The 9354-nt window shown below is 36.6% G+C and carries 10 protein-coding genes; 7 read left to right on the forward strand and 3 right to left on the reverse strand.

The features are described 5' to 3' along the window. Window positions 1–132 precede the first annotated feature (132 nt). The 4 genes from KKC91_10250 (at window position 133) to KKC91_10265 (ending at window position 3430) form a co-directional block, all read left to right on the forward strand. Complete coding sequence (locus KKC91_10250) at window positions 133–1053, forward strand: NAD-dependent epimerase/dehydratase family protein (GenBank protein MBU0478932.1); 921 nt, start codon at window positions 133–135, stop codon at window positions 1051–1053. Further along, on the forward strand, window positions 1046–2023 hold the full coding sequence (locus KKC91_10255) for an ABC transporter permease (protein MBU0478933.1): 978 nt from the start codon (window positions 1046–1048) through the stop codon (window positions 2021–2023). The genes KKC91_10250 and KKC91_10255 overlap by 8 nt, the downstream gene beginning before the upstream one ends. A gap of 173 nt (window positions 2024–2196) precedes the next feature. Beyond that, the gene (locus tag KKC91_10260) at window positions 2197–3024 is read left to right on the forward strand and encodes an ABC transporter permease (protein MBU0478934.1); all 828 of its coding nucleotides are present in this window, start codon (window positions 2197–2199) and stop codon (window positions 3022–3024) included. Between the two features lie 43 nt (window positions 3025–3067). Continuing rightward, complete coding sequence (locus KKC91_10265; protein MBU0478935.1) at window positions 3068–3430, forward strand: PilZ domain-containing protein; 363 nt, start codon at window positions 3068–3070, stop codon at window positions 3428–3430. Here KKC91_10265 and bioF read toward each other — a convergent pair whose 3' ends face one another. Genes bioF through hisJ form a run of 3 tightly spaced genes read right to left on the reverse strand, consistent with a single transcriptional unit; the run spans window position 3431 to window position 6481 of the window. Beyond that, complete coding sequence (gene bioF, locus KKC91_10270; protein ID MBU0478936.1) at window positions 3431–4612, reverse strand: 8-amino-7-oxononanoate synthase; 1182 nt, start codon at window positions 4610–4612, stop codon at window positions 3431–3433. Further along, a complete protein-coding gene (gene bioB / locus KKC91_10275) occupies window positions 4606–5589 on the reverse strand; it encodes a biotin synthase BioB (protein ID MBU0478937.1) in 984 nt (327 codons plus the stop codon). Before bioB ends, bioF begins: the two co-directional genes overlap by 7 nt. 16 nt (window positions 5590–5605) lie before the next feature. Beyond that, window positions 5606–6481: a histidinol-phosphatase HisJ gene (gene hisJ / locus KKC91_10280; protein ID MBU0478938.1), complete on the reverse strand. Its 876-nt coding sequence runs from the start codon at window positions 6479–6481 to the stop codon at window positions 5606–5608. Between the two features lie 44 nt (window positions 6482–6525). Here hisJ and KKC91_10285 point away from each other — a divergent pair, with 44 nt between their 5' ends. From KKC91_10285 to KKC91_10295, 3 genes are all read left to right on the forward strand, one after another. After that, the gene (locus tag KKC91_10285) at window positions 6526–8475 is read left to right on the forward strand and encodes a hypothetical protein (GenBank protein ID MBU0478939.1); all 1950 of its coding nucleotides are present in this window, start codon (window positions 6526–6528) and stop codon (window positions 8473–8475) included. Further along, a complete protein-coding gene (locus KKC91_10290) occupies window positions 8472–8948 on the forward strand; it encodes a hypothetical protein (protein MBU0478940.1) in 477 nt (158 codons plus the stop codon). Before KKC91_10285 ends, KKC91_10290 begins: the two co-directional genes overlap by 4 nt. 112 nt (window positions 8949–9060) lie before the next feature. Further along, on the forward strand, window positions 9061–9354 hold a 294-nt coding region (locus tag KKC91_10295), incomplete at its 3' end, for a transposase zinc-binding domain-containing protein (GenBank protein MBU0478941.1).

Below are 9354 nucleotides of genomic sequence, written 5' to 3' on the forward strand. Positions count from 1 at the left end.
AACAGTGTTTTGAATTTTAAAAATTTGAATTTAGAATTTGTTTCGAGTTTCGATATTCGGATTTCTGATTTTATTTAGTATATTCTTTATGCTATAATCACAAAAATCTAAAAAAAGAAGGAAATTTTTTATATGAAAATATTGGTAACAGGCGGAGCAGGATTTATAGGTTCGCATATTGCGGACAGATTGATTAAGGAAGGTCATCAGGTCGTAATAGTGGATAATCTCTCAACTGGAAAAGAGGAAAATATCAATCCAAAAGCGGCATTCTACAACCTTGATATCCGCAGTAAAGAACTGGAATATGTATTCAAAAAGGAAAAACCTGATTGCGTTGACCATCACGCTGCGCAGATGAGTGTTGCAGTGTCAATGAAGAAACCGGTTTTTGATGCGGACGTTAATATACTGGGAGTACTTAATATCCTGCAAAACTGCGTAAAATATAACGTAAAAAAACTGGTTTTCGCATCCTCAGGAGGAACCGTTTACGGAGAGGCAAAAAATGTCCCCACAACAGAAAACGAGCCATTCTGTCCGCTTTCCCCTTATGGAATTTCCAAGCTTACAACTGAATACTATCTTTCATTTTATAATCATGAATATAATCTTCCTTATGTAGCGTTACGATATGGAAATGTTTATGGTCCGCGTCAGGATCCGCATGGAGAAGCCGGTGTTGTAGCTATCTTTATAAAAGCCATGCTTACAGGTAAAACCCCGACAATATTCGGCAAAGGCGATTGCGTTAGAGATTATGTATATGTTGATGATATTGTTGCAGCCAATATGTTGGCCCTCAATCAGAATATATGCGGATCTTTCAATATAGGAACTGCCAAAGGGACAGATGTTAAGGAAGTATTTAATGCGTTAAAGCACATAATAGATTTTCCTAAAAATTGCGAGTATGGGCCAGCCAGAGAAGGAGACCTTAAACGAAGTATCTTATCCTTTGATAAAGCGCAAAAAACGCTTTCATGGAAACCATGTGTCAGCCTGTACAAAGGGTTTGAGGGAACGGTAGATTTCTTCAGAAGAAATGGGTAATTATATACTCAGACGTTTATTCGGCATTATCCCGCTTCTCTTAGGCATAAGCATAATTACCTTCTCAGTAATACACCTTGCGCCAGGCAAACCGACAGACCTTCAGACACAACTCAACCCTAAAATATCCCAACAAACAAGAGAGAGGCTGGAAAAACTATACGGACTGGATAAACCTCTGCATGTTCAGTATATTTTATGGCTTAAAAAAATAATCCGCCTTGATTTCGGGACATCCTTTACAGACGGCAGGTCTGTACGTTTAAAAATCTTAGAAACACTTCCTATAACTCTAATAATTAACGTATTATCAATCACATTTATACTCCTTATTGCAATACCTGTAGGTATTGCGTCAGCCACAAAACAGCATTCATGGTTTGACAGATTCTCAACAGTATTCGTATTCGTTGGTTTTTCAATGCCGTCATTCTGGCTTGCGCTGCTTCTTATCATTCTTTTTAGTATAAAACTCGGCTGGCTTCCTATTTCAGGGCTTCACTCATTGAATTATGACCAGATGAGTTATTTCCAAAGGCTGACTGACTTTGGCAAACATCTTATAATTCCTGTTTTTATAGGTGCATTTGGAGGAATTGCAGGTATGTCCAGATATATGAGATCAAATATGCTTGAAGTGCTGAATCAGGACTATATAAGAACAGCACGGGCAAAGGGCTTGAGCGAGTTTCGGGTCGTTTACAAACACGCCTTAAAGAACGCCGTAATACCTCTTATCACTATTCTAGGACTTTCTGTGCCGGGTCTAATTGGAGGAAGCGTTATTATAGAGAGCATATTTGCAATTCCCGGTATGGGCAGATTATTTTTTCAATCTGCAATGTCCAGAGACTATCCTGTTATAATGGGAATTCTTACTATGGGAGCAGTTCTTACACTAATCGGAAATCTACTTGCGGATATATGTTACGGTGTTGCTGATCCAAGGATAAAGCATGGAAAAAACTAAATTCGAAGCACGAAGCACTAAATACGAAACAATATCAAATAACCAAAATACAAATGTTCAAAACAGTGTTTTGAATTTTAAAAATTTGAATTTAGAATTTGTTTCGAGTTTCGATATTCGAATTTCTGATTTTAAAAACTCCGTATCTAAAAACAACATTGAGTCTTATTAATATGTTATTGGCTAAATTTAAAAAGAATAGGCTGGCTCTTTTTGGAATAATTATTATCTTTGCGATGTTCTTTGTCGGCATTTTTGCGCCTGTTCTATCACCATATAACCCAAATAAAATAAATGTAGATCATATATTCTTAAGCCCTTTTCAAAACAATCATATTCTTGGAACTGATGGCCTGGGCCGCGATGTGCTATCAAGAATAATATGGGGCACACGTGTATCCATTAAAGTAGGATTCGTAGCAACAGGTATTTCAATCATAATAGGCATTCTTATTGGATCCATTGCCGGATATTACGGTAGAATGGTTGATTCAGTCTTAATGAGATTCGTTGATATGATGCTCTGCTTTCCAAGCTTTTTCCTCATTCTGTCAGTTGTAGCAATAACAAAACCATGCATAACCAATATAATGATAATTATTGGCTTAACCAGTTGGATGGGCATTGCCAGGCTTGTTAGAGGAGAGTTTCTCTCTTTAAAAGAACGTGAATTTACTCAAGCGGCGAAGATAATGGGCGCAAGTAATATGAGAATTATCTTTCGCCATATCTTACCAAATGCAATGGCTCCTGTATATGTTGCCGCTACTTTTGGCATAGCTGGAGCAATACTTACAGAATCTGCCTTAAGCTTTCTGGGGCTAGGTGTCCAGCCGCCAACATCAAGCTGGGGGAATCTACTTTCAACAGGTAAATCAACAATAGAATTTGCATGGTGGATTACAGCATTTCCCGGACTTGCTATTCTTATAACAGTACTTAGTTATAACCTGTTAGGCGAAGGGCTGAGAGATATACTTGACCCAAGGCTTGACACATAAAAAGATATATGCTACGGTCTCGGGGGAAATTTGGAGAAATAAAATGATTACGGATAGAAGGAAGTATCAAAGATTTAATGTAGATCTTCCTGTTTTATGTAAAAAAAGAGTGTACTTTATATCATATGATGGCGAGAAAGGCAGGGCTAAAAATATTAGTAGTGGTGGGGCGCTTGTATTTACAAAAGAGGATATTCCTGCTTTAACGTCTCTTAAATTAATAATACGTCTTGTGAATCTTAAAAAAGAGATTAAAACTGTTGCGCAAGTAGTAAAATCAGAACCAATATGGTCTGGATATAAGCTGAATTTAAAATTCATCAAGATTAGTGAAAAAGATAAAAAAATACTTAGCAAGGACTATCTTGTAAAGTCTCCTTCTAAAATCCTTGATAGCAATGAATAGTCACTGAGCAATACCAAACTTCTTGCCAGCTTTTTTAATTATTTCTATTGTATAACCAAGTTCCTCTTTGCTGTGAGCTGCTGTTATTGAAAACCTTATCCTTGCGGTATTTAGGGGAACACTTGGAGGTCTGATAGGTACAGCAAAAATTCCATTCTGCATAAGGAACTTACTGAACTGAATTGCCTTATTATTTTCTCCTATTATCAATGGAATTATCTGAGTCTCGGTGTTTAAAATATTAAACCCCTCTTTTCTCAGTTGATTTCTGAAATAACTGGCATTTTTATTTAATGTTTTTATTCGAGTATTATCCATCTCAAGAATTGATATAGCAGCAATAACAGAACCTATAACAGATGGCGGTAAAGCTGTTGTAAAAATGAAGCTTCGCGCTTTGTTAATCAAAAGCTCCTTGAGCTTTCTTGCCCCTGCTACATATGCTCCAAAACTTCCCAGAGCTTTTCCAAACGTACCCATATGAATATCTATAGCTTCTTCAGGAATGCCGAAATATTCCACACCGCCTCTGCCTGTTTTACCCAAGACTCCCGTTGCATGCGCATCATCAATCATTACCATACAATCGTATTTATTTGCCAGTTCTACAATCTCCGGCAATGGAGCAATATCTCCATCCATACTGAATACAGAATCTGTAACAATCAAGCGTTTGCCATATTGTTCTGAATTTTCGAGAAGCTTTTCCAGCCTTTTTACATCTCTGTGAGGATATCTTATAAGTTTTGCTCTGCTTAATATACAACCATCTACAAGACTTGCATGATTATACTTATCTGCAAATATAACATCCTGCCTTCCCATTAAAGCAGAGATCACACCTATATTAGCCATGTACCCGGAACTAAATATAAGAGCTGCTTCTGTTCGCTTGAATCCTGCTATTCTTTTTTCCAATTCCTCACTGAGAGCCAAATTTCCACACATAAGACGCGATGCTGTGCTGCTGCACCCATATTTTTTTATAGCCTTGCAAGACGCCTCTTTTAGAACAGGATCACCTGCCAAGCCTAGATAATTATTGGATGAAAAATTAATCAGCTCTTTTCCATCAAGAACCAGTTTCGAAGATTTAAACTGGGAACATGTTTTTAACGTACGATACAAACCTTTTTTCTCTAAACCATCAAGCACTTCGTCAAGCATGTAGGGGCTCAACATTTTGAGCCCTCATTAAGCCCTAAGTCTTTTATCATTCCTAAATCATCTTGAATGCCTCTTCCCTTTGTAGTCAGGTAATCTCCTAGAATCATACCATTTGCTCCTGCAAGAAACATCATTGGCTGAAGACTCCGCAATACAACTTCCCTACCCCCACAGATAATAATATCCTTTCTTGGGAAAATAATCCGAAATATAGCTATTATTTTTAGCGCTTCCAAAGGCTCTAGCAGAGGCATGTTCTCAAGTCTGGTGTTCTTAACAGGATTTAGGAAATTTATCGGGATGGAGTCAGGATCTAATTCTTTCAAGGTCATAGCTAACTCTATTCTCTGCTCGGGAGACTCCCCCATTCCAAATATGCCTCCACAGCATGTAATTAACCCTGCTTCTTTAGCTGCTCTGATCGTATCTATATTCTCACGGTAAGAGCGAGTTGTGCAAATCTGAGAGAAAAAACTTGGACATGTCTCAAGATTATGATGATATCTATCCAGACCAGCGCCTTTTAATTCCGCAAAAAAATCCTTGTCTAAAATTCCCAGAGACGCACAGCACTCCAGAGGAGTTTCACTCTTGATCTTTCTTATTGCGCTTTTTATCTTTTCAATCTCTTTTCTGGAGTTTATTTTTTTACAACTGGTCACTATTGAAAACTCTGCTGCGCCGTTATGCGCAGCATCCATTGCTGATTTAACTATCGCTTCTGTATCTAACAGGGGATATTTAAGAATTTTTGTCTTGTGATAGTCCGACTGTCCGCAAAAAGCGCAGTTCTCCGCACACAGACCAGATTTTGCATTTACAATAGAGCAGAACTTTACTTTCTTTCCTTTAAATTTCCTGCGTATTTTATCTGCTACTGATATGAGGTCCATTAGATTGCTATTCGTCTTAATCAGACTATAAATTTCACTATTAGCAGGCTGTATCCCATTTAAGACTTTTTCTTCTATTGTTTTTAACTGAAAATTCATAATTAGAAATTAAAAATTAAATCTCCATGTATATTCTTTGTCGCTTACTAAATCTTACTATTTCCCTGTATCCCACTCTTTTTATTAAAGAAATCGCCTTATCAAAATCTCTACCCACATGCTCAGGTTTATGCGCGTCAGAGCCCAATGTAACAGGCACATTATATTTATAACAAGTCTTAAGGAACTTCTCCTGTGGATATATCTCTCCTACAGGCTTGTATAGCCCAGAAGTATTAACCTCAATACATACATCTGCCTGTTTTAAGATGCTTGCTGTTTGTTCATAGATACATGTTAAATTTTTATCAGGCTTATATCCAAACTTCTTTATAACATCTATATGAGAAATGCAGTCAAATAGCCTTGATTCTGCAGCTTCTTCAACCAGACTAAAATAATCTTTGTACACTTTATACAAATCCTGATTTTCAAACCTTGATTTATGATCAGGATGATCAATCATCCAATCATCCAAAAAGTGCACAGACCCATACAGATAGTCAAAATCATACTTATTGATGTTATGCATTATGATCTTCATGTTTCCGGGCAAATAATCAATCTCACACCCAAGTTTTATTGAAATACGCTTCTTAAACTCTTTCTGCAATCTTCGTACATGTTTTACATATATTGGAAACTCATCAATGGACATAGCAAGCCTTCTTGCAAGCTTCTCATCTTCAAGATGCAGAATCGGGAAATGCTCATTAAACCCTATCTCTCCCAGTCCTTTTCTAATAGCTTCCCTGACATATTCTTCCATCTCGCCCTCTGCATGACCGCACATTTTGCTATGTATATGATAATCAGCAAGCACTATAAACTCCTCTTTAAAGAAAAATCCGAAATCCCACTTCCTTATAGCATACTGCTGGTATGTGAGCAAATCAAATCCTTTTAACTTTAAATTAGATTTGATATAGTTTAAATATGTTAGACAAAAAGACTGGTTTAGATATCGGAAATCCAGAGGTATTGCCCTTTTCTGATTTAAATAAAATAGACATTGACCGGCTTATAACCAACATAAGAAAACGCAAAGAATTTGGAATTGCTTCAATATCAGGCATACGTCAGGTATTTGACACAACAAACGGAGATGACAAACCTGATTTCTTTGATGGTACATCCACAAGTGTAACAGAGGCTGCCAAAGTATATATTGGAATAATAACAAAAAATTTTGCTGATCTTGTCAAAAACAAATCCCATAAGGAAAAGCCTGCTATAGTCGTTGGCATAGATACACGCCATAGCGGTCCTGCTATTGCAGATATTGCAATAAGAACTCTCATCTGGTGTAATGTAGATGTAAAATATATATTTGTCTCACCTATTACAAGAATTGCTGCTTATTCCAGAGAAACTGCTGATGGATTCTTATATATAAGCGCAAGTCATAATCCTCGTGGATATAACGGCTTAAAACTGGGACTTTCTGATGGCAGAGTATTATCCGCTGGACTTGCGCAATCATTTATTGAAAAATATGAATCTGAGTTGACTAACCCAGCTGTAATAAGAGACGTCATAGTTGGACTCAACGATGTGTCCTCTCAGAGAATTAAGGGAATCTTTAGAAATATATCTGTTTTTGGAGAGGAATCTGAGAAAATTTACTCTGAACTTTGCGACTCTATTATAACTGGATCTAAAGATACTCAAGAAGTAAAGCGTATAAAAAATGATATTAAATCAAAAATAGCTTCTATGAAGCTATGGATTGGGCTTGACCCAAATGGTGGAGCGAGGAGAGACAAGGAATATCTCCAGTCGTGGGGATTCAATATCACTCAGATAAATTCAGAATATCGCAAAGGCATGAATCATCAGCTTGCTCCAACTCCTGAGGCTACGAAACAGGCTCAAGGATCGCTTAGCAGAATGATAACATCTGGGAAAAAGATTATTGCATTCTTTGTTTTTGATACTGATGGAGACAGAAAAAACGTAGTTCTAATAGATAAAAATGGCTCTCCTTTTGTTCCTGGTGTTCAAAAGATATTTGCATTGGATGTGCTTGCATCTATTCTTGACATTGCAGATAAGGGTAAACTTGTTAATGGGAAATATGGTATTGTAGTTAATGATGCGTCCTCGTCTCTTATGGAACAGATATGTAATCTTTTTAACATTGTATTGAAGAGAACAGACACAGGAGAAGCTGCTGTTGCTGGAGGAGGAGAGATGCTTTCAAAAGAAGATATAGAAGTCATTCTAATGGGAGAAGCAAGTAACGGAGGGACATTTACACTTGATTTTATGGTAAGAGAACCTATTCATACGATTAGAACTATTATAAATCTTATAACACGGCCAAATCTTATAAAAATACTAATGGAAAAAATTAATATATCAGATAACTGGCACTCCCCTCAAAACATACAAAGCCTTTTCTATAATATACTAAATACCCTACCTACCTCTATTGACACAGATTTTTTTACTAAAGAAGGTGAATACAGAGCAAAACCAATAGACCAATACAGATTTAAGAAAAGTTTCGACGATTATTTCCCTGATAAATTATGGCCAAAAATTAAAAAAGAGCTATCAGACATATATGAAGGGCGTTTATCTTACGAATTTACAAACTATGAAGGCATAGAAGAATTGAGAGGCAAAGGAAATAGAAAGACACAGATCGGAGGTTATAAGATTGAGTTCTTCTTTCATAACAAAAAGGCAAAACATCTCATTGGATGGATCTGGTTTAGATTATCACTTACTGAAAAAGGCTTGATGCGAAGAGGAGTAAGTCTGTCTCATATTCAATCTGATCCTCGAACAAAGCAATTGCTTGAGAAAAAATACAAAGTAATCTATAATTTGTTTACTAATGCAATTGAAGAAATTGAGAATTTGGAAGCGTTATTATGAAACATTCATTAAAAGTGGGTTTTAGTTTTGGTGTAACTTCAGGAATAATTACAACGCTTGGGTTAATGGTCGGTTTGCATTCTGGAACTCACTCAAAGGTTGTGGTTATTGGCGGCGTATTGACAATAGCAATAGCTGATGCGTTTTCAGATGCACTGGGTATTCATATTTCTGAGGAGTTTGAAAATAAACATACCGCAAAGCAGATATGGGCGGCGACAATTGCTACTTTTTTATCTAAGTTTATTTTTGCCTTAACCTTTATTATTCCACTTTTATTTTTTGAGCTTACCACAGCAATCATGATAAGCATAATTTGGGGATTATCAATATTATGCCTTCTTAGTTATAGAATTGCCATGGAGCAAAAAATAAATCCATGGAAAGTGATTGCCGAGCATTTAGTTATAGTTTTGATAGTTATAACCCTAACTCATTATCTTGGAGACTGGATAGCATCACGATTTGGCTGAAACCCATCCTGAGATCATATTGTCTGATAATTCTAAAAATATTTTTTCTTGATAGCATAGGAAATTATATCAATCTATCTAATTTCAAATTATGCTATAGTTAGTAGTAGCTATGTTGAATGACAGTCCTATCTACTACAGAAACAGGCTCATCCAGATATTTCGAGATCATTGGGAAGGGTTCAAGGAGTTTCATCCTGAGCATGTAGATGAAGATATTGAGGTTAATGTCCAAAAGATGCTGGGTTGTGGACTGTTCGAGAACGGCTATGCTGAATATCGTTGTGGCTGCGGTTATATCAAGAGAGTTCCTTTTAGTTGCAAATCAAGGTTTTGTCTGCGATGTTCCAAGGTATATACTGATAACTGGGTAGTCAGGATGAAGCAGACTATATTTGCCAAGATT

The organism is bacterium (assembly GCA_018812485.1).
In the GTDB taxonomy this organism is placed as follows: domain Bacteria; phylum JAHJDO01; class JAHJDO01; order JAHJDO01; family JAHJDO01; genus JAHJDO01.

What these genes read in the sequence shown, in the direction of transcription:
- KKC91_10250 (MBU0478932.1), top strand. Translation starts at nt 133, where the DNA reads ATGAAAATATTGGTAACAGGCGGAGCAGGATTTATAGGTTCGCATATT.
- KKC91_10255 (MBU0478933.1), top strand. Translation starts at nt 1,046, where the DNA reads ATGGGTAATTATATACTCAGACGTTTATTCGGCATTATCCCGCTTCTC.
- KKC91_10260 (MBU0478934.1), top strand. Translation starts at nt 2,197, where the DNA reads ATGTTATTGGCTAAATTTAAAAAGAATAGGCTGGCTCTTTTTGGAATA.
- KKC91_10265 (MBU0478935.1), top strand. Translation starts at nt 3,068, where the DNA reads ATGATTACGGATAGAAGGAAGTATCAAAGATTTAATGTAGATCTTCCT.
- bioF (MBU0478936.1), bottom strand. Translation starts at nt 4,612, where the DNA reads ATGTTGAGCCCCTACATGCTTGACGAAGTGCTTGATGGTTTAGAGAAA.
- bioB (MBU0478937.1), bottom strand. Translation starts at nt 5,589, where the DNA reads ATGAATTTTCAGTTAAAAACAATAGAAGAAAAAGTCTTAAATGGGATA.
- KKC91_10285 (MBU0478939.1), top strand. Translation starts at nt 6,526, where the DNA reads ATGTTAGACAAAAAGACTGGTTTAGATATCGGAAATCCAGAGGTATTG.
- KKC91_10290 (MBU0478940.1), top strand. Translation starts at nt 8,472, where the DNA reads ATGAAACATTCATTAAAAGTGGGTTTTAGTTTTGGTGTAACTTCAGGA.